25 protein-coding genes and 1 pseudogene are annotated in these 22,750 nt (G+C 46.8%); 25 read left to right on the top strand and 1 reads right to left on the bottom strand.

The features are described from left to right. Positions 1-47: 47 nt before the first annotated feature. The 15 genes and pseudogenes from rnmV to AC58UU_RS36005 all read left to right on the top strand — a co-directional run bounded on the left by rnmV (position 48) and on the right by AC58UU_RS36005 (position 15,051). Positions 48-590: a ribonuclease M5 gene (gene rnmV / locus AC58UU_RS36075; protein WP_497322300.1), complete on the top strand. Its 543-nt coding sequence runs from the start codon at positions 48-50 to the stop codon at positions 588-590. A gap of 182 nt (positions 591-772) precedes the next feature. Next, positions 773-1,681, top strand: coding sequence for a 16S rRNA (adenine(1518)-N(6)/adenine(1519)-N(6))-dimethyltransferase RsmA (rsmA, locus tag AC58UU_RS36070; RefSeq protein WP_171690729.1), 909 nt, complete (start codon positions 773-775; stop codon positions 1,679-1,681). 55 nt (positions 1,682-1,736) lie between these two features. Beyond that, a complete protein-coding gene (gene yabG / locus AC58UU_RS36065; RefSeq protein ID WP_497322299.1) occupies positions 1,737-2,609 on the top strand; it encodes a sporulation peptidase YabG in 873 nt (290 codons plus the stop codon). 296 nt (positions 2,610-2,905) lie between these two features. Continuing rightward, a complete protein-coding gene (gene veg / locus AC58UU_RS36060) occupies positions 2,906-3,181 on the top strand; it encodes a biofilm formation stimulator Veg (protein WP_028557365.1) in 276 nt (91 codons plus the stop codon). Positions 3,182-3,286: 105 nt separating this feature from the next. Further along, a pseudogene (locus tag AC58UU_RS36055) lies at positions 3,287-3,457 on the top strand (small, acid-soluble spore protein, alpha/beta type); the annotation flags it as partial. A 483-nt stretch (positions 3,458-3,940) separates the two neighbouring features. Next, the gene (gene ispE / locus AC58UU_RS36050; RefSeq protein ID WP_497322298.1) at positions 3,941-4,795 is read left to right on the top strand and encodes a 4-(cytidine 5'-diphospho)-2-C-methyl-D-erythritol kinase; all 855 of its coding nucleotides are present in this window, start codon (positions 3,941-3,943) and stop codon (positions 4,793-4,795) included. Between the two features lie 199 nt (positions 4,796-4,994). Next, the gene (purR, locus tag AC58UU_RS36045) at positions 4,995-5,831 is read left to right on the top strand and encodes a pur operon repressor (RefSeq protein ID WP_497322297.1); all 837 of its coding nucleotides are present in this window, start codon (positions 4,995-4,997) and stop codon (positions 5,829-5,831) included. 4 nt (positions 5,832-5,835) lie between these two features. Then, positions 5,836-6,219, top strand: coding sequence for a RidA family protein (locus AC58UU_RS36040; RefSeq protein ID WP_171690726.1), 384 nt, complete (start codon positions 5,836-5,838; stop codon positions 6,217-6,219). 118 nt (positions 6,220-6,337) lie between these two features. After that, on the top strand, positions 6,338-6,622 hold the full coding sequence (spoVG, locus tag AC58UU_RS36035) for a septation regulator SpoVG (RefSeq protein WP_028557369.1): 285 nt from the start codon (positions 6,338-6,340) through the stop codon (positions 6,620-6,622). A 132-nt stretch (positions 6,623-6,754) separates the two neighbouring features. Next, the gene (glmU, locus tag AC58UU_RS36030; RefSeq protein WP_497322296.1) at positions 6,755-8,158 is read left to right on the top strand and encodes a bifunctional UDP-N-acetylglucosamine diphosphorylase/glucosamine-1-phosphate N-acetyltransferase GlmU; all 1,404 of its coding nucleotides are present in this window, start codon (positions 6,755-6,757) and stop codon (positions 8,156-8,158) included. A 152-nt stretch (positions 8,159-8,310) separates the two neighbouring features. Continuing rightward, positions 8,311-8,958, top strand: coding sequence for a 50S ribosomal protein L25 (locus AC58UU_RS36025; RefSeq protein WP_497322295.1), 648 nt, complete (start codon positions 8,311-8,313; stop codon positions 8,956-8,958). A 483-nt stretch (positions 8,959-9,441) separates the two neighbouring features. Further along, on the top strand, positions 9,442-10,002 hold the full coding sequence (gene pth / locus AC58UU_RS36020) for an aminoacyl-tRNA hydrolase (protein WP_029197997.1): 561 nt from the start codon (positions 9,442-9,444) through the stop codon (positions 10,000-10,002). A gap of 132 nt (positions 10,003-10,134) precedes the next feature. Beyond that, entirely contained in the window at positions 10,135-10,362 is a 228-nt protein-coding gene (fin, locus tag AC58UU_RS36015; RefSeq protein WP_029197996.1) for an anti-sigma-F factor Fin, read from the top strand. Positions 10,363-10,436: 74 nt separating this feature from the next. After that, the gene (mfd, locus tag AC58UU_RS36010) at positions 10,437-13,958 is read left to right on the top strand and encodes a transcription-repair coupling factor (protein ID WP_497322293.1); all 3,522 of its coding nucleotides are present in this window, start codon (positions 10,437-10,439) and stop codon (positions 13,956-13,958) included. Next, positions 13,945-15,051 carry a peptidylprolyl isomerase gene (locus AC58UU_RS36005; RefSeq protein WP_497322292.1) on the top strand — a complete coding sequence of 369 codons (1,107 nt, stop codon included), beginning with the start codon at positions 13,945-13,947 and terminating at the stop codon, positions 15,049-15,051. The genes mfd and AC58UU_RS36005 overlap by 14 nt, the downstream gene beginning before the upstream one ends. Before the next feature lie 134 nt (positions 15,052-15,185). Here AC58UU_RS36005 and AC58UU_RS36000 read toward each other — a convergent pair whose 3' ends face one another. Continuing rightward, the gene (locus AC58UU_RS36000) at positions 15,186-15,356 is read right to left on the bottom strand and encodes a hypothetical protein (protein WP_171649126.1); all 171 of its coding nucleotides are present in this window, start codon (positions 15,354-15,356) and stop codon (positions 15,186-15,188) included. A gap of 56 nt (positions 15,357-15,412) precedes the next feature. On the opposite strand from AC58UU_RS36000, the gene spoVT reads away from it, so the two are divergent. The 10 genes from spoVT (at position 15,413) to AC58UU_RS35950 (ending at position 22,703) form a co-directional block, all read left to right on the top strand. Beyond that, positions 15,413-15,955: a stage V sporulation protein T gene (gene spoVT / locus AC58UU_RS35995; RefSeq protein ID WP_497322291.1), complete on the top strand. Its 543-nt coding sequence runs from the start codon at positions 15,413-15,415 to the stop codon at positions 15,953-15,955. 132 nt (positions 15,956-16,087) lie between these two features. Next, positions 16,088-17,866 carry a putative polysaccharide biosynthesis protein gene (locus AC58UU_RS35990; RefSeq protein WP_497322290.1) on the top strand — a complete coding sequence of 593 codons (1,779 nt, stop codon included), beginning with the start codon at positions 16,088-16,090 and terminating at the stop codon, positions 17,864-17,866. A 191-nt stretch (positions 17,867-18,057) separates the two neighbouring features. Continuing rightward, complete coding sequence (locus tag AC58UU_RS35985) at positions 18,058-18,342, top strand: hypothetical protein (RefSeq protein WP_497322289.1); 285 nt, start codon at positions 18,058-18,060, stop codon at positions 18,340-18,342. A gap of 91 nt (positions 18,343-18,433) precedes the next feature. Next, entirely contained in the window at positions 18,434-19,960 is a 1,527-nt protein-coding gene (gene yabN, locus AC58UU_RS35980; RefSeq protein ID WP_497322287.1) for a bifunctional methyltransferase/pyrophosphohydrolase YabN, read from the top strand. Between the two features lie 164 nt (positions 19,961-20,124). Next, positions 20,125-20,397, top strand: coding sequence for an HU family DNA-binding protein (locus tag AC58UU_RS35975; RefSeq protein WP_029197991.1), 273 nt, complete (start codon positions 20,125-20,127; stop codon positions 20,395-20,397). Next, on the top strand, positions 20,397-20,660 hold the full coding sequence (locus AC58UU_RS35970) for an RNA-binding S4 domain-containing protein (RefSeq protein ID WP_029197990.1): 264 nt from the start codon (positions 20,397-20,399) through the stop codon (positions 20,658-20,660). The genes AC58UU_RS35975 and AC58UU_RS35970 overlap by 1 nt, the downstream gene beginning before the upstream one ends. A gap of 139 nt (positions 20,661-20,799) precedes the next feature. After that, positions 20,800-21,087, top strand: coding sequence for a sporulation protein YabP (gene yabP / locus AC58UU_RS35965; protein ID WP_029197777.1), 288 nt, complete (start codon positions 20,800-20,802; stop codon positions 21,085-21,087). Next, positions 21,084-21,659, top strand: a complete 576-nt coding sequence (yabQ, locus tag AC58UU_RS35960; protein ID WP_171649121.1) for a spore cortex biosynthesis protein YabQ — start codon at positions 21,084-21,086, stop codon at positions 21,657-21,659. The genes yabP and yabQ overlap by 4 nt, the downstream gene beginning before the upstream one ends. Positions 21,660-21,674: 15 nt before the next feature. Continuing rightward, complete coding sequence (locus AC58UU_RS35955) at positions 21,675-21,998, top strand: FtsB family cell division protein (protein ID WP_171649120.1); 324 nt, start codon at positions 21,675-21,677, stop codon at positions 21,996-21,998. 108 nt (positions 21,999-22,106) lie between these two features. Further along, positions 22,107-22,703, top strand: coding sequence for a S1 domain-containing RNA-binding protein (locus AC58UU_RS35950; RefSeq protein ID WP_056833811.1), 597 nt, complete (start codon positions 22,107-22,109; stop codon positions 22,701-22,703). The last annotated feature ends 47 nt before the right edge of the window (positions 22,704-22,750 follow it).

The raw sequence follows: 22,750 nt of genomic DNA, 5'->3' as shown, positions 1-22,750 counted from the left end.
TAGGACGACGGAGTCGTTTATCCTTGGTACTTGGAAGGGAACCGCTTATGATAAAAGAAGTGATTGTCGTCGAAGGTAAAGACGATACAACTGCTATTCGCCGAGCGGTAGAGGCGGATACGATTGAAACAGGTGGCTCTGCGATCGGACAAGCCGTGCTAAAGCGTATTGCGCTTGCACAGCAGCGCAGAGGCGTTATTATATTCACGGATCCGGATCACGCAGGTGAACGGATTCGGAAGATTGTAGCAGCCAAGGTGCCTGGCTGCAAGCATGCCTTCATTACGCAGGAGCAGGCTGAGTACAAGGGTGATATTGGCGTCGAGAATGCGACGCCTGAGACGATCCGTCAGGCTCTTCAGAGCCTTCGCACGGAATATGATGGTGCGGTTTCACAACTGACCATGGAGGATCTCATGGCCGCAGGGTTGATTGTTCATGCTGAGGCGGCTTCTCGCCGGCTGATAGTGGGTAAAGCGTTAGGAATTGGCTATTGCAATGGCAAGCAGTTTTATAAGCGCTGTGCGATGTTTCAAATCTCGCGTGAGGAATTTGAGGCGGCTTTGGAGCATTTGGAAGCTGATAAGTAGAATGGCCATTTTTCTCTAAAGACGGCATTTGAGCAGCAATTGTTGCACTTCCTGCAATATTATCCAACTGAATATATGTATTCATTTAGCGAGCTCTCATGAGCTTACATGACTTTGCATGTAGAAATAAATTGCAATGAAGAATGTGAAATCCAGAACCTATAGATAATGAGGTCTATATCATGAATATACCCAACAATGAAGTGATTGTAACAGCAGATGACGTAGCAACACCGAGTAAAACGAAACAAATTATTAAGAGAAATGGTTTGGTGCTCAAAAAGAGCTTGGGTCAAAACTTTCTAATTGACCAAAATATCCTGAGCAAGATTGTCATGGCAGCTGAGCTAGGGCCGAACAAGGCTGCGCTTGAGATCGGCCCCGGCATTGGGGCGCTCACGCAGCAGCTGGCCAAGCTCGCTGGCCGCGTCTTGGCCGTCGAGATCGATCAGCGTCTGCTGCCCATCCTGGACGAGACGCTAGAGCCTTATCCCCATGCTACCGTTGTCCATGGGGACATCTTGAAGACCGACCTGCCGGAATTGTTCCGGCAGCACTTTGAGGGCATGGACGGCGTCAGTGTCGTCGCCAACCTGCCCTACTACATCACGACGCCGATCATCATGAAGCTTCTCGAAGAGAAGCTTCCCTTGGAGAATATCGTCGTGATGATTCAAAAAGAGGTGGCCGACCGCATGGCGGCTCGCCCGGGCACTAAAGATTACGGCAGCCTCAGCATTGCCGTGCAGTTCCACTGCGAGCCGGAGCTTGTCACGATCGTGCCGCGCACCGTCTTCGTGCCGCAGCCGAACGTCGACTCCGCCGTGATCCGGCTGCGTGTGCGCAAAACCCCGCCGGTCGAGGTGGCGGACGTGGACTTCTTCTTCGCCGTCGTCCAAGCGTCCTTCGTCCAGCGGCGCAAGACCCTTTACAACAACCTAGCTGCGCGGTTCTTCACCAAAGAAAACAAGCCTGAGCTGGAAGCTCTGCTGCTCGGCATTAACATAGAGCCTTCGCGTCGCGGCGAAACGCTCAGTATGGAAGAGTTCGCGCGCTTGTCGTCGGCTCTTCGCGCGCACGGCTGCAAATAACCCGCACCAAATGCCTAGTCCCGCCATAGGATACCCCTAGGAGGGGATTTGTGCGATGAGGCAAGGAGACTTTGTTACCCGTAAATCCTATGGCGGAGACGTCATGTTTAAGATTGAGCGCATAGAGCAGCTGAAGGCTATCCTGCGAGGTGTAGATTATAGGCTGCTCGCGGATGCGCCGTTAGTTGATTTAACCATTTCAAATCCGACAGATGTCATGGATCATCCCCGATCGAGTTCCCCCGAATTTCGGGAATCGCTTCGGCGTCTGGCGGTATCCCAGGTGCAGCTGCAGGAGAAGAACCAACTCTTAATAAACCATAAACAAAATACCAATAAAACCTACTTCGAAGTGCCTGGTAAGGTGCTGCACTTAGATGGTGATCCTACTTACTTACGTAAAAGTATGCAGATCTATGGGGAATTGCGTGTGCCTGCCGAGGGATTTTATATTCCTGAAGCGCAAATGGCAGATGCTCTTCACAGGCTGCTTCCACAAATTAAGCCGGACATTGTTGTCGTTACCGGTCATGACGGAATACTTAAACAACGTAAAGGTAGAGGTCCAAGCAGCCTGGCCAGCTATAAAAATTCACAGAACTTCGTCAATGCTGTTCAGATCGCTAGGCAGTATGAACGAAACCGGGACTCCATGATTATTGTGGCTGGTGCCTGTCAGTCTCATTTTGAGGCCCTACTGAGGGCTGGAGCTAATTTTGCGAGTTCTCCTGCTCGTATCCTCATTCACGCCTTAGATCCGCTTTGTATCGCGGCTAAACTGTCGTATACTTCCGTGAAGGATACCATATCCATGCTTGATATCGTTGACTTGACGGTGACAGGTTTGGATGGGTTAGGTGGGGTAGAGACAAGAGGGAGCTATCGCATGGGGGTTCCAGGTATTCAATATACGGAAGATCATGTTTAAATATTCCTATGGTACATGTAAAAGCAACATGATCCGACAAAACATACGGTATGCAGTAGTAACACTTACCTGTCATTCGACTCATTGGAGGAGGCTGACTGGGTAAGTGTTCTTTTTTTAGTGGAAAAGTGTGAATAATTTGCGAACTTTGGAGACAACCTGTAAGAGGGGGATTTCGAAAATTCAGCAAAAATGCCGTTGACAACAGGAATGTGGTGCTGATATAATATTTGACCGCGTTTGACATGCCTGTCTGAATGGGTTATAATTAACTAGGAAAGAGGTGGTAGTTGACAATGGCAAAAAATGCGCTGTTGGAGATCAAACGCAGTTTGGAGCCCCACGTTGGGCAGAAGATCATGTTAAGAGCGAATGGTGGCCGTCGAAAGACTGTCGAGCGTTCTGGTGTTTTAGAAGAAACCTACCCTTCTGTGTTTATTGTGAAATTAGATCAAGAATCCCACGCCTTTAAACGAGTGTCGTACAGCTACGCCGATATCCTTACCGAATCCGTTGAAGTTACCGTATGTAATGACGATGGACAGGTTCGTATCACCTACATCCAACATTAGCTTAATGCATTCCTATATGAGCAGACCCTGAGGGTCTGTTTTTGCATTAGAATGGACCTCATCAGGTTGGGCATACTATAGCAAAACTCTAAGGAGGTTCCAATTATGAGTCGCAGAAGAGGAATCATGTCCGAAAGCTTTAAATATGAATTAGCTAAAGATCTAGGGTTTTATGATGTGGTGCAGCGTGAGGGCTGGGAGGGCATCCGAACGAAGGATGCAGGGAACATGGTGAAGCGGGCGATCCAAATTGCTCAGGAACAGCTGGTGAAACAGTATAACCCTTCGGCTTCTACATTCAACCAGACGCAATCTACGTACAGTCAGCAAAGTAACATTCAACCTAACTATAATCAGCCTAACTTCAATCAAACTAACTACAGTCAACCTAACTACAGTCAAGCTACTTCCAATCCGTCTAGCTACACTCCATCGAATTATAATCAGTCTGTCTATCAATCTGTATCTTCCCAACAACCCTATTCACAGCCTCAATCAAACTTTAGTCAGAACGTATACAGTGGAACGCAGCAAATGCAATCTTCATATACAGCTGCTGCCGACACGCCGAATACGTCCAATGTAAATACCTATAGATCTTCTAATCCAATACAACCGTAAATCAAAATAATTGCAGGAACGCAGCAAGTAACGCAAGCGGAACTGCGTCCCTTCTACAGCTAAAGCGAATGCTTTAGCTTTTTTTTTGCGCTTTTGTTATAATATTTTAACGGCAAACGAGCAAAAGAAGGTGATCTGATGAAGATTTTTGAAAAAGCACCGGCTAAAATCAATTTATCCCTTGATGTTTTACATAAAAGATCAGACGGTTACCATGAAGTTGAGATGGTCATGACGATGGTAGATCTAGCAGATCGGATCGAAATGCAGGAGCTTTCGCGGGACACCATCATCATTTCTAGTCAAGCGGGGTATATTCCACTCGATGAGAAGAACTTAGCCTTTCAGGCGGCACGCCTTATAAAGGATCGATACGACGTCAAACAGGGCGTGTACATCCATTTGGACAAGCAGATCCCCGTAGCAGCGGGTCTAGCAGGGGGCAGCAGCGACGCGGCAGCTACACTTAGAGGTTTGAATCGGCTTTGGAACTTAAACATCCCTATGGAAGAGCTGCAGGTGCTTGGAGCGGAGCTTGGCTCGGATGTACCCTTCTGTGTAACGGGAGGGACGGCTGTCGCTAGAGGACGCGGAGAGAAGCTGGAACCAATCGTCTCGCCGCCACAGTGCTGGGTCGTACTTGCAAAGCCACCTATTAATGTGTCCACATCGGAGATTTACGGGAAATTGAATGCTCGGGAGATTAAGCATCATCCTTCGACTGAAGGTGTGCTAATCGCGATTCGAGAGAAGCGGTTCGATCAGCTTTGCGGAAGCCTCGGCAATGTGCTTGAGGAAGTAACGCTGGACCTTTATCCCGAGGTGAGACATCTCAAAGAATGCATGCAGAGGCTTGGTGCGGATGGTGTGTTGATGTCAGGCAGCGGGCCGACGGTATTCGGTCTCGTATCCAAGGAAGCGAAGGTACCCCGGATTTATAACGGGCTGCGTGGATTTTGTAAGGATGTTTACGCAGTGCGGATGTTGACGTAGATGAAGTAGGACGGTTGCAGGGCCCGCGAAGGGCTCTTTTTCATTGATTAGAGGGCGGACTATGACTCCATCCATTTCTATAAACTGTGTTAGATTAATGTTAAGTTCATGTTAATATAATTTTCATGAGAAGCTTGAATAAATACGTATAAAAATGGTATATTTTCATTATAATATTCGGATTTTTGGGGGTAGTGCGATGAAAAAGTTGAAAAGGAGCGCTAGGCTGGTGGAAATGACGCAATATTTGTTATTCCGCCCCCATTCGTTAATCCCTTTAACGACTTTTGCCGAGCGTTACAACTCTGCTAAATCCTCCATTAGTGAAGATTTAGCGATCATCAAGGAAGTTTTTGAAGAAGAAGGACTAGGCGAGCTGAATACGCTTGCGGGGGCAGCCGGAGGTGTGAAATTTTCACCAAAGGTGCCAAAGGAAGTATCACTGAAATTTATACAGAACCTTTGTTTACAACTGCAGCAGCCAGAACGGATTCTTCCAGGCGGTTATTTGTATATGTCAGATATCATGGGGCAGCCCCAATATTTGAATGAAATTGGCAAGACGTTTGCATCCGCTTTCGCTGGTCGTGATATTGATGTGATTATGACGGTAGAAACGAAAGGCATTCCACTTGCTTATGCGACGGCAACTTATATGAATCTGCCCGTTGTGATTGTCCGCAGGGACAGTCGAGTGACGGAAGGTTCAGCGGTTAGCATCAACTATGTTTCAGGTTCCAACAAGCGGATCCAGACGATGTCACTCGCAAGGCGTGCTTTGAAAGAAGAGTCTAAGGTGCTTATCATTGATGATTTCATGCATGTTGGTGGTACCATCCACGGCATGATGGATTTGTTAGCGGAATTCAAAGCCTCGGTTCAAGGGGTTGGTGTGTTCATGGAGTCTTGTGAGGCTGAAGAGCATTTGGTTGATCACTACGTATCGCTTGCTCGTTTATACGGCGTAGATTCCAAGACGAAGCAAATCACGGTAGAGCCAGGCAACTATTTTGACAGTAAAAAAGGAGATTCGTAAAACGATGGAACTTATTTCAACAACAGCAGCACCTGCTGCTATCGGACCTTACTCGCAAGCGGTAAAGTTAGGTAACCTTCTCTTTACTTCTGGACAAATTCCACTTGGCTTGGATGGACAGATTGTAGAGGGTGGAATCAAGGAACAAGCACATCAAGTGTTCGCGAATTTGAAAGGTGTGCTTGAAGCAGCAGGTTCATCATTTGATCAAGTTGTGAAAGCGACGGTTTTTTTGAAGGATATGAATCAGTTTGCAGAGCTGAATGAAATTTATGGATCGTACTTCGGAGACCATAAACCGGCTAGATCCACTGTCGAAGTGGCTAGATTACCCCGTGATGTTTTTGTCGAAATCGAGTTAATTGCTGTGATTTCTGTCGAAATTTAACAGTAACATTAAGATTGTATAAAATTATCGAAAATTTCAAAAAAAGAAGAAGGAATTTGCACGACGATGTGGAATATTACACCCAAGTCTCAGAGATGGAAAAAGGTGGTGAACACAAGTGCAAATTACAGATGTAAGACTCCGCCGGGTCAACTCCGAGGGGAGGATGAAGGCGATTGCTTCCATTACCATTGATAACGAGTTCGTCGTTCATGACATACGTGTCATCGACGGTAATAATGGGATGTTCGTGGCTATGCCAAGCAAACGAACACCGGATGGTGAATTCCGTGATATCGCTCATCCGATTTCTTCCACAACACGTGAGAAAATTCAAGCGGCTGTATTGGCTGAATACGATCGCGCGGCTGTAGAAGAAGAGGTAATTGAAGAAGGCGCATAATTCAGATTATTGAGAGAGCCCTTGGGCTCTCTTTTCTTTTGGGTGGTATTGATGCTATATTTGGTTGAAGAACTCGTCGATTATACATATAGTAGTGTGTAACTATTTATATTAAAAGGGGTTGGATGTTAGTTGAAACTCATGGGGATCGTACTGGCCGCAGGACAAGGAAAACGCATGAAATCGAAGCTATACAAGGTGCTACATCCGGTTGTAGGTAAGCCAATGGTGGAACACGTTGTAGACACGCTGCAGCATATAGAAGTAACAAAAACACTCGTCATTGTTGGATTCGGGGCGGAAGCCGTGAAGGGACATCTGGGAGATCGAGTGGAGTACGCTTTACAGGAGCAACAGTTGGGGACAGGGCATGCTGTTCTTCAAGCGAAGGATGCTCTTGGCGAAGAGGAAGGGATGACTGTTGTCATTTGCGGCGATACACCGCTGATTTCGGAAGCCACCTTGATGAGCACCATTGAGCTGCATGAACTGTCTGGAGCGTCTGCGACAATTCTGACAGCCAAACTCGATGAACCGCATGGTTATGGACGTATTATTCGCGGTGAAGACGGCCGAGTAGCAAGGATTGTTGAGCAGAAGGACTGCAGCAGTGAGGAGGCAGCTGTTCAAGAGATCAACACAGGTACTTATATTTTCGATAATCAGAAACTTTTCAAGGCCCTAGCTTCGGTTACGAACAATAATACGCAAAATGAATACTATTTGACGGATGTCATTGGGATTATGACAGGCGCTGGAGAAGTTGTTCAAGGCTACTGCATGGCTGACAGCGCAGAGTCGATCGGTGTGAACGATCGTGTGGCACTTTCTGAAGCCGAGCGGTTGTTCAAGGCGCGTATTAACCGTGAGCACATGCTGAACGGGGTTACGATTATAGATCCATTTAATACGTATATTGAAAAGGATGTTACCATCGGTATGGATACCGTACTGCTGCCGGGTACTATTTTGCGGGGGCGCACAGTTATTGGGGAACAATGTACAATTGGACCGCAAACGGAAATTATCGACTCGACGATTAGGGATGAGGTTACGATTAAACAATCCGTCCTTCAGGATGCCTATGTGGATAATGAGGCTAGTGTGGGGCCGTTTGCATATTTAAGACCTGGCGCTAATATTGGGAAGCAAGTGAAAATTGGCGACTTTGTTGAGATTAAGAACGCGACGCTGGGTGAGGGGTCGAAAGTTTCTCACTTAAGCTATGTAGGGGATGCGGTAGTTGGTACGAATGTAAATATCGGCTGCGGCGCAATTACCGTGAACTATGACGGATTCAATAAGAGCTTAACGGAAATTGGCGATGATGCCTTTGTGGGCAGTAATGTGAATTTGATTGCTCCCGTGAAAATCGGCAAGGGTGCTTATGTTGTTGCAGGTTCTACAATTACACATTCCGTAGATGATGGCGATCTAGCGATTGCCCGCGAGAGACAATCCAACAAGCCTGGCTATGCTGATAAAATTAGAGCGCGAGCTAAAGCGAAGAAGGAAAATAAACGGAACAAAGAGTAATTCACAAAATAGGAACGGTAAATCTCACTTTGTGAGGATGAAATTGGATGGAACTTCTTGAGGTTGGGTAGGCTATGAACTAGCTGTTACCCACTTGGCACTGCTTATTCAAGCGAGATGCTGAGCAAAACCCTTAGGAGGTTCTTTTTCTTATGGCATTTTCATTAAAAGCGGAATCCCGCAAAGAAACAACGAAATCAGATATTAAACAACTGCGTGCGAAGGGCAGAGTGCCTGCTGTTGTGTATGGCGAGAAGGTTGCCTCTACGGTCATTACAGTTGACCAGAAGGAATTAATAGCGCTGCTGCGGCAAAATCCTCATGCTATTATTGATTTGGATATGCCAGACGGCAGTGGCAAGCAACCAGTGATGATTAACGAGATCCAGAGGGATAAACTAAAACGAGAGCGGTTGCTCCATATCGATTTTCATCAAATTAATATGAATGAGCCTGTTAAAACGATTGTAAGTTTGGAATTTATCGGTGAAGCAGAAGGGGCCAAAGAAGGCGGTATTGTTCAAATTCAAATGCATGAGCTGGAGATTCGATGTCTGCCTAATCAGATACCAAGTTCGATCAAGGTGGACATTTCGAACATCGGACTCGGGGATAACTTATTAGTAAACCAACTCACTATCCCTGCGGGGATTGAAGTGAAGTCTGAATCTAATGATTTAATTCTCACGGTTCTTGCACCTCAGAAAGAGACTGCTGTAGATGAGCCAGCAAATAATGAAGAGAAGGTTGGACAAACAGAAACATCGAACGAGGCTGCGACTGAAGGACAGCCGGTATAGCCCAAACGAACGACAAGGAACCCTCAACGATATGTGGAGGGTATCCTTAATTACTGTGATGTAAGCGCTTAATATCCGGGTCGCGAAAGAAAAACGTGAGTATTTCGGTTGTAGAATGTATTATTTACTTTGATAAAATACAAGGTGTAGATTTCAATGAAGCCTATATCCTTATGTACATTTTGATAGTATACTTGGACGGGAATACAGGATTCAGCATGATCCTGAAAATGAAGATCAGTTGTAAGCTGTTGACCATTTAAATACATATGACTGAATCACCCACAGCTTTAAATTTGATGGTTAGTTTTTCAGTAGATAAGAAAGATAAGTTTTATACTTTTGCTTCGCATCTACCTTGACAAACGCGCTCGTCCCAGAAGGACGACGGAGTCGTTTATCCTTGTATAGGTAAACAATAACCTCTAGATGATGGTTCCGCAAAGGGTTTTTTAGTTTAACTTTAGGAGGATTTAGAAGAAGATGAAATGTTTTATTGGACTGGGTAATCCGGGAAAACAATATGAGATGAATCGACACAATGTTGGTTTCATGGCCATTGACCGTTTTGCTGCCAAATGGGGTATTACTTCTTTTCAAAATAAAAGTAAGGGGCTTCTAGGCGAAGGTATGGTAAATGGTACGAAGGTATATTTACTTAAACCGATGACTTATATGAATCTTTCGGGCGAATCCATGCGAGCGTTCTTGGACTTTTATAAAGCGAAACTGGAAGACGTTACGATTGTTTATGATGATATGGATACATCCTTCGGTCAAATTCGACTCCGTTATCAGGGGAGCCCTGGCGGTCACAATGGGATTAAATCCATTATTCAACACGCTGGGACGCAAAGCTTCAATCGTATTCGAGTAGGTGTGAACAGGCCTGCACCCGGCTATAATATTGCCGATTATGTCTTATCTAACTTTTCCAAAGACGAGATGAAGTCGATTGATGAGGTACTGGACCTCACCTGCGAAGCCATGCTGTTCAGTTTGAGTGAGTCATTCGAAAAGACGATGGCGAAGTTTAATAAATAAAGTGAAGCCATCCGCTTCAGACTCATTGTATGCAAGTCGACTATTCGAAAATGACAATGGCACATTCGGCTAATTTCTCCGGAGAATGGTCATACTAGGATGTAATCGAATAGTCGAAGGAGGCATACATATATGATTAAGTATATTTGCAGACATTGTCATACCTTTGTTGGGGAAATTAATCAGAATTCGATCACGGAGCAGCAGTTAGGCTTCCATTTCTTGACCCCCGATGAGCGTAGAGATATAATATCGTATAACACGAATGGAGATGTTACGGTAAGGGTCGTTTGCGACTACTGTCGTGAGGCATTAGATGCAAACCCAGAACTGTCCCTGCTGGCAAGTCCGTTGCAGTAAAATTGATGAAGATAAAGAGTTAATAGCCGAGGCAAGTGTGCCGAGGCTTCTTTTTGTGAGGGGAGTGTACTTGTTTGCAAGCTTTAATTCAAGCTTTTTCTACGGATAGCGACTTTCAAACGATCGTGACAGGCCTCAGGTCCGAAATGAAAGAGCAGCTCGTTGCCGGACTTACCGGTTCCTCCAGGCAGGTGATGATTGCCACTCTTGCGCGAGAGTTAGCGCGCCCGCTGTTCATTGTTACTCACAATATGTTCGCCGCTCAAAAAATAGCGGAGGATTTACTAGAATGTCTATCGCCTGGTGAAGTGCTGCTCTACCCATCTCAAGAGCTTCTGACGACAGAAGAAGCGGCTTCAAGCCCTGAGATGCTAGCGCAGCGTATTGACGTTCTCACCAAGTTGGCTGGCGGTTTCCGTGGGGTTGTTATTGCGCCTTTTGCTGGAGTACGTCGACTTCTTCCGCTTAAGCAAGTATTCGAGGAATCCCGCGTTACGGTCAACGTAGGGGATACCGTGCAATTGGATGAGCTCTTAAGTTCTTTATCCAGCCTAGGTTACGAACGCGTGGAGCGGGTTGAGACGAAAGGTGAAATGAGCGTACGCGGCGGAATTCTGGATTTATTTCCGCTAACGTCGGAGAACGCCATTCGGATTGAACTGTTCGATGTCGATGTTGATTCTATTCGTACTTTTGATGTAAGTGACCAGCGTTCAATTGATAAACTAAACTCGATAACGATTCCCCCTTGCCGCGAGATTCAAGCGGATAGAAAGCGGTTACAATCTGCCGCGCAGCATGCCTATGAGCTGCTTCAAGCGCAGCTGGAGAAAATGACGGACCGATCTGCCAAAGACAAGCTGCTCGAAGGCATCGGACATGATATTGAACTGCTTCGTGAAGGGCAGACGTTTCCTGGTATTTATAAATATATTTCGCTTTTATATACGGAAAGACAGACCCTCATGGACTACATGCCTAAGGATACTGTGCTAATCATCGACGAACCGGCCCGATTGCTGGAGACAGCAAAGCAGCTAGAACGCGACGAGGCAGAGTGGATGATGCATGCGCTGACAGAGGGGAAGAGCTTGCCGGCTTTTGTGCTGTCCAAATCGTATGAATCACTGCTGCATCGCAGGCCTTTCCCGACATTATATGTATCGCTATTTCTGCGCCAAGTGGCTGGGATTCAACCGCAAAATATCGTAAACTTCGTTTGCCGCGTCATGCAAAACTTCCATGGACAAATGAATCTCCTCAAAGCGGAGATGGAGCGTTGGAAGAAAAATGGAAGCAATGTTATTTTGCTGGCTAACGGCGAGGACCGTGCTGAACGTGTTCGGCGGGTGCTGCAGGACTACCAAATTGACGTCCCCGAAATTGTAGATGGGAATCTGCAGACGGGGTTTGAAATGCCTTCGATCCATTTGGTTGTCATCACGGAAGGCGAGATCTTCACACAGAAACAGCGTAAAGCACGTAAGGTCGAGAAGAAGCTAGAGAACGCTGAGCGTATCAAAAGCTATCAAGAGCTTAAGGTTGGCGACTATGTTGTTCACGTGAATCATGGGATCGGGAAGTATGTTGGGATCGGCACCTTGGAAGTGGGCGGTATTCATAAGGATTACCTCCACATCATGTATGCTGGCGGCGATAAGCTGTCTGTACCGATTGATCAGATTGATTTAATCCAGAAATATGTGGGGTCCGAAGAGAAGGAACCGAAGGTTTATAAGCTCGGAGGCGCTGACTGGGCTAGAGTGAAGAGCAAGGCGCGGGCATCCGTTAAGGATATTGCCGATGAGCTGATCAAGCTTTATGCAGAGCGTCAAGCTGCAACCGGCTACGGATTTAGTAAAGACAGCTCCTATCAGAACGAATTCGAAGCGATGTTCCCTTACGATGAAACGCGGGATCAGCTTCGAGCGATCGAAGAAATTAAGGGAGACATGGAGAAGGCACGTCCGATGGACCGTTTGCTTTGCGGCGACGTAGGTTATGGGAAGACGGAAGTTGCGGTACGCGCAGCCTTCAAGGCAGCGATTGACGGCAAACAGGTTGCTGTTTTGGTGCCGACGACGATTTTGGCTCAGCAGCATTACGAAACGTTCCGTGAACGGTTCTCAGGCTATCCTTTTAACGTAAAAGTATTAAGTCGTTTCCGCTCTAAGAAGGAGCAGACTGAAGTTATGAAAGGCGTCAAGAAAGGGACGGTTGACGTCGTTATTGGTACTCACCGGCTATTGTCGCAGGACGTGCAGTTCAAGGATCTTGGTTTGCTTATAGTCGATGAAGAGCAGCGTTTTGGCGTGTCCCACAAAGAGAAGCTGAAACGGCTCAAGACGAATGTGGACGTGCTAACACTGACGGCAACACCGATTCCGAGAACTTTACACATGTCCATGTTAGGTGTTCGTGATTTATCGGTCATCGAGACTCCGCCGGAAAATCGTTTCCCTGTCCAGACTTATGTGGTCGAGTACGGACCAACGCTTGTTCGAGAGGCGATTGAGCGAGAGTTAGCGCGTGAAGGTCAAGTGTATTATTTATATAACCGTGTACAAGGTATCACTCAGATCGCTGATCAGATCTCCATGATGATTCCGGATGCCCGCGTTACTGTGGCACATGGACAAATGGGTGAGCAAGAGCTGGAGAAGACGATCCTTGATTTCCTCGATGGGGAATACGATGTGCTGGTAAGCACCAGCATTATCGAGACGGGTGTCGATATTCCGAATGTTAACACACTGATTGTTCACGATGCGGATAAAATGGGGCTGTCCCAGCTCTATCAGCTGCGTGGACGTGTGGGACGATCTAATCGCGTAGCGTATGCCTATTTCACGTATCAGCGTGATAAAGTGCTCACGGAAGTGGCGGAGAAACGCCTTCAAGCGATTAAAGAGTTTACAGAACTTGGATCAGGCTTTAAAATTGCGATGAGGGATTTATCTATTCGCGGTGCTGGTAATTTGCTTGGCGCAGAGCAGCATGGTTTCATTGCATCTGTCGGATTTGATTTATACTCCCAAATGTTAGCGGAAGAAATTGCAAAGCTGAAACTAGAAATAGATGGGGAAGCGGTCATTCCGGAACCGGAGTGGAATACTTCCATCGATATACAATTGGATGCGTACTTACCATCCGACTACATCTACGACAGCATGCAAAAAATCGAAATCTACAAAAAAGTGGCCGCCATTCGGACGTTGGAAGAAGCCGCGGATCTGCATGATGAGCTTGTTGATCGCTTCGGCGATCTGCCGCAGGCCGTGTTCAACTTACTAACAGTGGCTCGTTTGAAAGCATACGGTTCGGAGTACCGGATAGAAACGATCAGCCAAAAAGGGGATGATTACCTAATCAAGGTGCATATTGACCAGAATGGCAGGCTGGAAGGACAGAAGCTTATCGCATTGTCCAAAGGCTTTGATGGTCGAATCAAGTTGAACGCGGACCCTCAGCTTCATATCGTTATTCGTTGTAAAGGCATGAAACCAGAAGCTTCCATCGAATTAGTGGAGAAGTTTCTGGTACAATATAAGGATGTTCTGAAAACGAAAGGGGAATTACAGGATGTTGCCAAATAATACTAGCGAACGACGTTTTTCGAAAAAATGGATTTTAAGCATGGTGGCATTGCTCCTTGCATTTTCAGTCTTAAGTGCATGTGGAAGTAAAAAGGAAGGTGCAGCAACAGCTTCACCTTCACCTTCCTCTACTGCAGCAGCAACTGGTAACCCGAGTGACGTGATTGCTACGTATAAAGAGGGCGGTAAAATTACGCGCGGCGAGTTTAACTCTTTCATCAGTGTGAACAAAATGTTCTCACCGCAGCTGGCGCAATTCATGACTGACCCGGCTTTTCAACAAGATATGTTGAAACAAATGGTTACTTTCCGTGTTCTATCGGCCAAAGTGGACGATAAAGTGAAAGCTGACGCTGATAAACAAGTGACGGAGCAAATGAAAGCCATCACTGATTACTTCGGTAAGCAAGAAGGCGGAATGGACAAGCAGTTGAAAGACAATGGTATCGAGCTTAAGGATATCGAGTCATTAATGAAAATGAGCTTCTACACCATGGGCAGCATGGAGAGTAAAATCACTGATCAAGCTGTTCAGGATGCCTACAAAGAACAATCGGCTACTCATGCCTTTGATATTGCAACAGTTAGCCATATTCTGATCTCCTTGAAGGATGCAGCTACACAAAAAGATTTGCGTACCAAAGAAGAAGCTTTGGCAAGAGCCAAAGAAGTGAAAGGGAAACTGGATAAAGGCGGCGATTTCGCAGCACTTGCGAAAGAATATTCCGATGATCCAGGTTCCAAAGACAATGGCGGTACGTATAAAGATGCAGACATCAATCAATGGGTGCCTGAATTCAAACAAGCAGCAAGCACGCTTCCTTTGAACACAATCAGTGATCCTGTTGAATCCTCTTTCGGTTACCACGTGATGAAAGTGGAGTCCAGAAGCACGAAGCCACTGGATGATACGCTCAAAACACAAATCAAATCTCAGCTTGCGGAGAAATCCCTGTCTGAATTTGCAGAGAAAGAATATCCGAACTTGATTCAAACCAACAATCTGCCGAAACCGGAAGCAAGCCCAGCTCCAGCAGCAAGTCCTGCTGCAAGTCCGGCAGCAAGCCCGGCGGCTAGTCCAGCTGCAAAGTAAGAACTTACCAGGATGTCCAATAACGGGCATCCTGTTTTTATTTGTTACCACATAAGAAAGCAAATATAAGTTTTCGGTTCACGAAAACAGCTTTCTTATTGGCGATAAAATCTACCTCTAAGCGCGGTCGCTCATCATTGAATTTCTTCGATATAGATTTTCTCATTTTTGGACATGATAAGCGCAGCAGGATGCAAAGCTAAATAAAGTAAATTCCGTAGAAAAGCGTCTGCATAGAAGAATGGGAAGTGAAGAATACTATGGATAGAATTCGAGTTCCCACCAAATCCCGATCTAGCATACAAGATTTCATGCTCCTGTCGTATCTAATTACTGAGCGGAAAGTGAGGCATCTAGAGGTATGAAAGCAACTGGAATTGTCCGTCGGATAGATGATTTAGGGAGAGTTGTTATTCCCAAGGAAATACGACGCACACTACGCATTCGCGAAGGTGACCCTTTGGAAATTTTCGTGGATCGAGATGGTGAAGTGATCCTTAAGAAGTATTCACCTATCGGCGAACTTGGTGATTTTGCCAAAGAATATGCGGAATCGTTATTTGAAAGCACGAATCATGTGGCCCTGATCTCAGATCGAGATAACATTATTGCGATGGCTGGGGGGTCCAAAAAGGACTATTTCGAAAAGTCGGTTGGATCGATCGTTGAATCATGTATGGAAAATCGCAAAGCGATTCTTGAAAGCGGCAGTGGTCAATTTGAGCTTATCAAGGATACAAGTGAAACATTCTCTTCTTTCGTAGCCGCTCCGATTGTAGCCGGTGGCGACCCTATTGGATGTGTCATTTTGCTCTCCAAAGATGATAATGTGAAAATGGGGAATATGGAAGTTAAGATGGTGGAGACTGCCGCTGGATTTTTAGCGAAGCAGATGGAACAATGAAAGAAAAATAAGACATAAAGGCTTCCTTACCGAGATGCCCCCGCATCTGTAAGCGAAGCTTTTTTTGTCTGCCATGACTGATTTCGTTATAATATGTCTATACACATGAAGTCAGGGTAGAGGAGAAGTAAGATGGGGGACTCCGACAAGGGGCATCAAGGTTATAAAGAGGAGCTCCAGAGGAATGTCGGTAATAAGAGTGCCAAGCTGTTAAGAGGCGCTGCTCTACTTGGGGCTGCCGCTATTCTCTCTAAACTATTGGGAACACTGCAGAAGATTCCGCTGCAAAATGTAGCCGGTGATACAGCTTTTGGTATTTATAATGCGGTTTATCCGCTCTATATTCTGATTTTGTTTGCGGCTACAGCCGGATTTCCGGTAGCTGTATCTAAGTTCGTAGCCGAACGAGCAATTGATGGTGATCATCAAGGGGCTAGGCGTATTGTCCATGTCTCCACAACCATATTAATGAGCACCGGCTTTGTAGTGTTTGTTCTGTTGTACTTCGGAGCAAGCGAGATTGCCAGTTGGATTGGAATTAGCCAGACAGAAAAGGCGATCCGAAGCGTATCCTTCGCGCTGCTGCTATCCCCGATGCTTGCTGTCCTGCGTGGTTATTTCCAAGGGTATCAAAATATGGTGCCGACGGCTGTTTCACAAGTGATTGAGCAGCTTATAAGGGTGATCACGATGGTCGCGCTGCTGCTCTATATGGTGGCCTTAGCTTATAACGAGGAGTGGATTGCTGCTGGGGCTACTTTTGGCTCCGTGACAGGTGCAGCGGCTGGGTTGTCCGTGATGTATGTTTATTGGCGGAAGGCGATGAGACAGGAACGGGACCGGGAGGGTGGAGTGAAAGAAGATGACGGGCTGAGGTCAAATGAGCGAAATAGACTGAGGCCAGAAGATAGCATGCGAAAAGAGGACGGGGCGCTGTCGAAGGAGCTTTCCTCCTGGGAATGGGCGAAACGCATTACGGCTTATGCGATTCCTGTTTGTTTGGGTGCTATCGTGGTTCCTCTGCTCACGCTTGTCGACACGTTTACCATGCCGCGTCTTCTCGAGGCTGCACAAGGGAGCGAGAGTGAGGCTATGAGGCAGTTCGGGCTTTATAACCGAGGGCTTCCTCTCGTTCAGCTCGTTGTCATGATCGCTTCCTCTATGTCCGCTGTGCTAGTTCCTGCATTAGCAGAAGCTAAAGCAAGAAGGCAGGACGAGCTCATCCGCTTTAGGGCTGAGATGGCGATAAGACTCTCCTGGCTTATTGGGCTCGGAGCCTCGTTTGGACTTGCCTTTGCAGCAGTGCCGATTAACGTGATGCTATACAAAAGTGATGAGGCCAGTTGGACGATGGCCGTGCTTGCCTTCACGGCCTTGTTTAGTACGCTGAACGCTGTCTCGGCCAGCGTTCTCCAGGGCACCGGCGCGATCCGCACGCCGGTGAAGGCCTTGCTCGTTGCCATCGTGCTGAAAGCACTCGGCAACGTGTTGCTCATGCCCCGCTGGGGCATCGACGGCGCCGCGCTGAGCGCGGTGATCGCCTATGCCGCTGCGGCGGGGCTGAATCTGGTGCAGCTGCGCCGCAGCACCGGGGCGCGCTTCGCGCTGCGGCCGTACGCCGTCAGTCCCACGCTGGGCGTGGGGCTGATGGGCGGCTGCCTCGCAGCGCTGCAGCTTCTGGCCATGCCCGCTGCGGCGGCATGGCACGTGCCTGTGCGATTGAGCGCAAGCGCAATCGCCTTGGTTTGCGTAGTCGGCGGCGCAGCCGTCTACGCGCTCGCGCTGCTGCGCAGCGGCAGCATCAGCCGCGAGGAGCTGCGGCTGATGCCTGAGCTGGACCGGAAGCTGGCGCCGGTCCTGGCGAAGCTATGGCCGACTAAGGCGTCCGCCGGCCTACGCGACCAAATCTAATGGTTCCTTTGTGGTTACTAGCGTATGGTTCCTTTATTGTTAATAAGCTGCAAAAACTACAGCAAAATCAACGGTAACTCCTTTGTTTCCATCCATTAGCTGCATTTCCTACAGTTAAATTTCGTCCAAGCAGCCAAATCGGCTGATTTCCTCTAAATTAGCTGCACATTTTGCAGCAAAACTTACTGGATATGGGTTGTTTGCTCAGATTACCTGCACTATTTGCAGCAAATGTCGGTTGGGATGGGGGGAAGGTGGTAGCTCTGGAGAGTGGTTTTGTGCTCAGATTACCTGCACTATTTGCAGCAAACGTCGGTTGGGATGGGGGGAAGGTGGTAGCTCTGGAGAGTGGTTCTGTGCTCAGATTACCTGCACTATTTGCAGCAAACGTCGGTTGGGATGGGAGAAAGGTGGTAGCTCTGGAGAGTGGTTTTGTGCTCGGATTACCTGCACTATCTTCAGCTAACACTGGTTAAGCTGGAACCAGCTAGTGTAGGCCTTTTGCATAATCCTTAAATCCCATCCTTATACATAGCAGTTAACCAACAATCAGGAGGTGTTTCCTACATGTCAACAAACAACCCGCAAATAACCGTCCTCGGACTCGGAACGGGAGACGAAGACCAGCTCACACTAGGTGTCTGGAAAAAGCTGCAGCTGGCAGCCAAGGAGCAAGCCGTGCTTTATCTGCGAACGAAAGATCATCCGATGGTTCAGATGCTGGATACGAACCAAATTCCTTACCAAACGTTCGACGAGAATTACCTAGCGCACCAAACCTTTGAACAAGTGTACGAATCGATCGCAGAGGCGCTCATCCAATCTGCCAAGATTCAATCCTCTGAGGTTATTTATGCCGTGCCAGGCCATCCGATGGTGGCTGAATACACGGTACAGCTTCTGAAACAACGCTGTCCATCTGAGGGCATCTCACTCCGAATCATCGGCGGGGAGAGCTTTCTTGATCAAGCGTTTCTACGTTTTGGTTTTGACCCGATTGATGGCTTTCAACTGCTTGACGCGACAAGCCTGAGCCGTTATACTCTTAATCCGCAGCTTCATACGGTTATTGGACAAGTGTATGATAGCCTTACCGCGTCAGATCTTAAGATTAGCCTCATGGATGCTTATTCGGATGATTACCGTGTTGTCGTTGGTCATTCCTTGGGTGTGGCAGGGGAGGAACAGATTATCGAGGTCCCCCTGCATGAGCTTGATCATGTGAAGGGGTACGGCAATCTTTCCCTTGTCTGGGTGCCGAAGAGTGAAAAGGATGAAGACTATTACCGCACTTTTGGCCGATTGCATGAAATCGTTCAAATCTTACGCAGCCCGGAAGGCTGCCCTTGGGATCGTGAGCAGACGCACGCAAGCCTGCGCAAAAATCTCATCGAGGAAGCGTATGAGGTTCTTGAAACAATTGATGAGGACGATCCGGAGCACATGTGTGAGGAGCTCGGCGATCTGCTTTTACAAGTGATGTTGCATGCGCAGATGGAAGAGGAAATTGGCACGTTCACCGTTTATGATGTCATTGCCACGTTGAATGAGAAACTCATCCGCCGTCACCCTCATGTATTCGGTGAGAACAAGGCTGAGGATGCCGACGAAGCTCTTGTGAACTGGAATGCCATGAAGGCGGAGGAGAAGCGCAAGAAGGGCATTGATGTCACGAAGCAATCCGTACTTGACGGTGTGCCACGCGAGCTGCCAGGCCTTATGAAGGCGATGAAGCTTCAGAAAAAGGCAGCAACAGTTGGTTTTGACTGGTCAGAGCTGGAAGATGTCCTGAATAAGGTGGAAGAAGAGTTAACGGAGCTTCGTGAAGCCATCGCTAATCCAACCGAAGTAGGGGCTCAAGATCGGCTCGAGGAGCTGGGCGACGTCCTTTTCTCCATCGTCAATGTCGCTAGATTCCTGAAGGTTGATCCGGAAGAGGCGATCGCGCAGACGAACCGCAAATTCATTCAAAGATTTTCGTATATCGAAGATCAACTACGTTTAAGAGGGCTTTCTTTTGAACAAACTGAATTATCAGAGATGGAAAATTTATGGCAGGAAGCAAAAAAAGTTACAAAACTTGGCCAGAGTTAGAAGGATTTTGACGAAAAAAGCAGAATACTAGATTTGGTGTAAGGTTGAATATGGAAATATAATATAGGGATCTTTGAACAAAGTTCAAAGTCTCTCAGCTTTGCAAAATAGCTACATAGTAGAAGACTAGATCTTCAAACATTTTTGGGAGGTAAAGAAACCACATGAACAAAACAGATTTGATCAACAACATTGCAGAAAAAAGCGGACTTACTAAGAAAGACGTTGAAGTTGTACTAAACGGATTCCTTGGTGAAGTAACGGACGCTCTTTCATCCGGAGATAAAGTTCAATTAATCGGTTTCGGAACATTCGAAACTCGCAAACGTTCTGGTCGTACAGGCCGTAACCCACAAACAGGCAACCCAATCGTGATCGCGGAATCCAACGTTCCTGCTTTCAAAGCGGGCAACAAGCTTAAAGACGCTGTAAAATAATGCGTATCGATAAGTTTCTCAAAGTATCTCGTCTCATCAAACGTCGCACCGTGGCGAAGGATGTGTCCGATCAAGGGCGTGTCTGGATTAACGGTAGAGATGCCAAAGCGAGTACACACGTGAAAGTCGGAGATGAGCTCTCTATTCAATTCGGTCAGAAAAAAGTGACGATTCGAGTCGAGGTTCTTTCGGAGTCGACCCGCAAGGAAGACGCTGCTCAGATGTACACGCTGCTCAAGGAAGAAGCTTTTCAATCCGAATAACACGGCAAGTTGTGAAATAGCCTGAGATTCCTGAATAGGGGTCTCGGGCTATTTTTATATTTGTATGAAGGCTAATGCATGGTTCTAAAATAGGACATCCTCCCATATCGTAATGATAGATGAAGGAGGGGTACAGGCCATGATTGAACCCGTGAAAAACACGAATAAGCGGCAAGAAATTAAAATGCTGAATCGCAAGCTCTTGGAGATCTCCGGAGTTTTGAACGTAGAAAGCTTTGACAGTGAAGAGTTCCTCCTTGAAACGGAAATGGGCTACTTGATGATTAAAGGACAGAATTTGCACATCAAGAACTTAAGTTTGGAACAAGGGTTGGTCGCCATAGAAGGAATCATCCACGAATTAGCTTATGTGGACGGAAATACCCAGGAGAAATCCAAGGGGTTCCTTGGTAAGTTATTCAAGTGACTCTAAATGTTCAGTTCCATACGATCTTCATGATGTTCCTGAGCGGAATCGCCATAGGTGCGATCTTCGATGTGTTTCGTGTGCTCTCTGGCAAGCTGAGACTGCCGCGATGGACGATTCCGTTCATTGATATGGTTTATTGGATTGTGGCGACAATCCTCGTGTTCCGTCTGCTCATTTACAGTAATGAAGGACAAGTTCGTGTATTTATTTTTCTGGGGATGGGGATTGGCATTTGTTTTTATTTCGCCTTCCTCAGCACTTGGGTCATCCGGCTTACGCTGCTTCTCATTCGAATTACGATTGCTATCTACCGTTTCATTGCTAAAACTGTCGAAATTATCCTGATTAAACCGATTATTGGCTTATATCGTCTAACTGTGATTATTTTAGGCTTTTTACTAGCTGTAGCTATATTCCTTTATAGAATTGTGCTACAATTGCTTTATCCTGTGTGGAGATTACTCCTTTGGATGACTCGGCCTGTGCATAAATATTTTGTTATCCCTGTTTGGTTGAAGAAACTTAAGGGTAATATCATATTGATCTTTCGCAGGTTATTCTCAAAGTAGGAGGCATTCCTATTCATGCATGCTAAAGCAACCGTTCCATCCAAGCGCAGCAACAGTGTAGGCTCGAAACGAAGACTGCGTTTTCTGATGATTTTTGTCCTATGTTTTATGAGCTGGGCTGCTGTGAACATCTGGGGGCAGTTCGCTAAGCTGCAAGAGAAGAGTAGTGTCGTAGCGAATATGGAGCAACAGCTTGTTGAGTCAAAAAAACTCAAAGAGCAAACAACGAAAGAAATCGCTCGACTTCATAATGACGAATATTTGGATCAAATTATTCGTCGAGATTTTCATTATAGTAAAACCGGAGAGACGCCACTAAGTGTCTCAAAGTCGCAATAAAAATCAACAAGAAGAAGAGGCTGTTGCCGTGTTGACCGTGGTTTCTGCATCGGTTATAATCGGCGTAGCCAGTGTTTTCAACATTTTAAGGGAGGAACATTTTACTTTATGGCAATTGAAGTTGGCACCAAGTTAGAGGGTAGAGTGACGGGGATTACTCACTTTGGAGCATTCGTCGAGCTTGCTGAAGGAGTTACCGGTCTTGTTCACATTTCGGAGATCGCGGACAACTATGTGAAAGACGTTAATGACCATTTAAAGCTGGATGACAAAGTATTGGTCAAAGTGATTAACGTGGACAAGGATGGCAAGATCGGACTGTCGATCAAGCAGACGGTTGACAAGCCAGTTGAGGAAAGACCAGCTCGTCCTGAACGTACAGGTGGCAGCAGCTATCAAGGACGTCCAAGTGGAGATCGTCCAGGAGGCTACCAAGGTGGTCGTCCAAGTAGCGGCGGAGAACGTAGTGGTCCTCCAAGCGGTGGTCCCGGTGGTGGTGGCGGTCGTCCAGGTGGCGGCGGTGGCTTCAATCGAGGCGGCGGCGGTGGTGGTCGCGGCGGCTTTAACAAGCAGCAAGGCGGAGCTAGACCGTTTTCGTTCGAAGATAAAGTATCTCGGTTCCTTAAAGATAGTGAAGAGCGGATTTCGTCTTTGAAAAAGAACACCGAGTCCAAACGCGGTGGCCGAGGCGGAAGAAGAGATTAATAGATGCAGTAACGAACCACATTCGCTTAGGCGAGTGTGGTTTTTTT

The sequence above is a fragment of the Paenibacillus sp. JT22N1 genome, assembly GCF_059692155.1.
Note: the sequence above shows the minus strand (reverse complement) of the source record. Positions and strands in the feature narration are given on the sequence as shown.

Excerpts from the sequence above, each read along its gene's own strand:
- pth (WP_029197997.1), top strand. The coding sequence starts at position 9,442 with ATGAAATGTTTTATTGGACTGGGTAATCCGGGAAAACAATATGAGATG.
- yabN (WP_497322287.1), top strand. The coding sequence starts at position 18,434 with ATGTCAACAAACAACCCGCAAATAACCGTCCTCGGACTCGGAACGGGA.
- AC58UU_RS36005 (WP_497322292.1), top strand. The coding sequence starts at position 13,945 with ATGTTGCCAAATAATACTAGCGAACGACGTTTTTCGAAAAAATGGATT.
- AC58UU_RS36040 (WP_171690726.1), top strand. The coding sequence starts at position 5,836 with ATGGAACTTATTTCAACAACAGCAGCACCTGCTGCTATCGGACCTTAC.
- rnmV (WP_497322300.1), top strand. The coding sequence starts at position 48 with ATGATAAAAGAAGTGATTGTCGTCGAAGGTAAAGACGATACAACTGCT.
- yabP (WP_029197777.1), top strand. The coding sequence starts at position 20,800 with ATGATTGAACCCGTGAAAAACACGAATAAGCGGCAAGAAATTAAAATG.
- AC58UU_RS35955 (WP_171649120.1), top strand. The coding sequence starts at position 21,675 with ATGCATGCTAAAGCAACCGTTCCATCCAAGCGCAGCAACAGTGTAGGC.
- AC58UU_RS35990 (WP_497322290.1), top strand. The coding sequence starts at position 16,088 with ATGGGGGACTCCGACAAGGGGCATCAAGGTTATAAAGAGGAGCTCCAG.
- AC58UU_RS35975 (WP_029197991.1), top strand. The coding sequence starts at position 20,125 with ATGAACAAAACAGATTTGATCAACAACATTGCAGAAAAAAGCGGACTT.
- purR (WP_497322297.1), top strand. The coding sequence starts at position 4,995 with ATGAAAAAGTTGAAAAGGAGCGCTAGGCTGGTGGAAATGACGCAATAT.
- rsmA (WP_171690729.1), top strand. The coding sequence starts at position 773 with ATGAATATACCCAACAATGAAGTGATTGTAACAGCAGATGACGTAGCA.
- fin (WP_029197996.1), top strand. The coding sequence starts at position 10,135 with ATGATTAAGTATATTTGCAGACATTGTCATACCTTTGTTGGGGAAATT.
- veg (WP_028557365.1), top strand. The coding sequence starts at position 2,906 with ATGGCAAAAAATGCGCTGTTGGAGATCAAACGCAGTTTGGAGCCCCAC.
- spoVT (WP_497322291.1), top strand. The coding sequence starts at position 15,413 with ATGAAAGCAACTGGAATTGTCCGTCGGATAGATGATTTAGGGAGAGTT.
- ispE (WP_497322298.1), top strand. The coding sequence starts at position 3,941 with ATGAAGATTTTTGAAAAAGCACCGGCTAAAATCAATTTATCCCTTGAT.
- AC58UU_RS35970 (WP_029197990.1), top strand. The coding sequence starts at position 20,397 with ATGCGTATCGATAAGTTTCTCAAAGTATCTCGTCTCATCAAACGTCGC.
- yabG (WP_497322299.1), top strand. The coding sequence starts at position 1,737 with ATGAGGCAAGGAGACTTTGTTACCCGTAAATCCTATGGCGGAGACGTC.
- AC58UU_RS35950 (WP_056833811.1), top strand. The coding sequence starts at position 22,107 with ATGGCAATTGAAGTTGGCACCAAGTTAGAGGGTAGAGTGACGGGGATT.
- AC58UU_RS36025 (WP_497322295.1), top strand. The coding sequence starts at position 8,311 with ATGGCATTTTCATTAAAAGCGGAATCCCGCAAAGAAACAACGAAATCA.
- AC58UU_RS35985 (WP_497322289.1), top strand. The coding sequence starts at position 18,058 with ATGGGTTGTTTGCTCAGATTACCTGCACTATTTGCAGCAAATGTCGGT.